This is a genomic window from Enterobacter cloacae complex sp. 6730903 (genome assembly GCF_048283985.1).
Lineage (GTDB): Bacteria > Pseudomonadota > Gammaproteobacteria > Enterobacterales > Enterobacteriaceae > Enterobacter > Enterobacter hormaechei_C.
The window spans coordinates 1-1,199 of the sequence record NZ_JBLVXX010000129.1 but is presented as its reverse complement, the minus strand read 5'-3'; the positions used below and the strand labels follow the sequence as shown (position 1 = coordinate 1,199).

General features: G+C 47.6%; 1 protein-coding gene and 2 pseudogenes. 2 read left to right on the top strand and 1 reads right to left on the bottom strand.

Features of this window, described 5'->3' with window-relative positions; genetic code table 11:
• Positions 1 to 104: pseudogene (locus tag ACNQ0W_RS25145) on the bottom strand (SMR family transporter); the annotation flags it as partial.
• On the opposite strand from ACNQ0W_RS25145, the pseudogene ACNQ0W_RS25140 reads away from it, so the two are divergent.
• Positions 90 to 296 (top strand): annotated as a pseudogene (locus tag ACNQ0W_RS25140) (helix-turn-helix domain-containing protein); the annotation flags it as partial. The pseudogenes ACNQ0W_RS25145 and ACNQ0W_RS25140 sit on opposite strands and share 15 nt — an antisense overlap.
• A gap of 95 nt (positions 297 to 391) precedes the next feature.
• Positions 392 to 1,036, top strand: coding sequence for a quinolone resistance pentapeptide repeat protein QnrB2 (locus tag ACNQ0W_RS25135; protein ID WP_012695489.1), 645 nt, complete (start codon positions 392 to 394; stop codon positions 1,034 to 1,036).
• The last annotated feature ends 163 nt before the right edge of the window (positions 1,037 to 1,199 follow it).

Below are 1,199 nucleotides of genomic sequence, written 5' to 3'. Positions count from 1 at the left end.
TGCCCATGAAGCAACCAGGCAATGGCTGTAATTATGACGACGCCGAGTCCCGACCAGACTGCATAAGCAACACCGACAGGGATGGATTTCAGAACCAGACGCAGCCGCAGGCGCCGGAAACTAAACCGATGTCTGTAGGGTTACCGCTGGATCTGCGTGAATTCCAGCAGCAGCAAGAGAAAGACTTTCTACAAACCAGCTTACAGCAGGCAAAATTTAACCAGAAAAAAGCCGCTGAATTACTGGGTCTGACTTACCATCAGCTTCGCGCTTTGCTGAAAAAACACCAGATTTAACGCACATTTGCAGATGTTATATTGGCGGATTTGACGCATAACCTCATCAGGGTTTACCATGACGCCATTACTGTATAAAAAAACAGGCACAAAATATGGCTCTGGCACTCGTTGGCGAAAAAATTAACAGAAACCGCTTCACCGGTGAGAAAATTGAAAATAGTACATTTTTTAACTGTGATTTTTCAGGTGCCGACCTGAGCGGCACTGAATTTATCGGCTGTCAGTTCTATGATCGTGAAAGCCAGAAAGGGTGCAATTTTAGTCGTGCGATGCTGAAAGATGCCATTTTTAAAAGCTGTGATTTATCCATGGCGGATTTTCGCAATGCCAGTGCGCTTGGCATTGAAATTCGCCACTGTCGTGCGCAAGGCGCAGATTTTCGCGGCGCAAGTTTTATGAATATGATCACTACTCGCACCTGGTTTTGCAGTGCATATATCACTAACACAAATCTAAGCTACGCCAATTTTTCGAAAGTCGTGTTGGAAAAGTGTGAGCTGTGGGAAAACCGTTGGATGGGGGCCCAGGTACTGGGCGCGACGTTCAGTGGTTCAGATCTCTCCGGCGGCGAGTTTTCGACTTTCGACTGGCGAGCAGCAAACTTCACACATTGCGATCTGACCAATTCGGAGTTGGGTGACTTAGATATTCGGCGCGTTGATTTACAAGGCGTTAAGTTGGACAACTACCAGGCATCGTTGCTCATGGAACGTCTTGGCATCGCGATTATTGGCTAGTCTTCAGGGAGCGGTGAATATTCCGCCCCCTGCACAGCTTTTTACCCTTCAGGCATCGCTGAAGAGGGCACTGTTGCAAATAGTCGGTGGTGATAAACTTATCATCCCCTTTTGCTGATGGAGCTGCACATGAACCCATTCAAAGGCCGGCATTTTCAGCGTG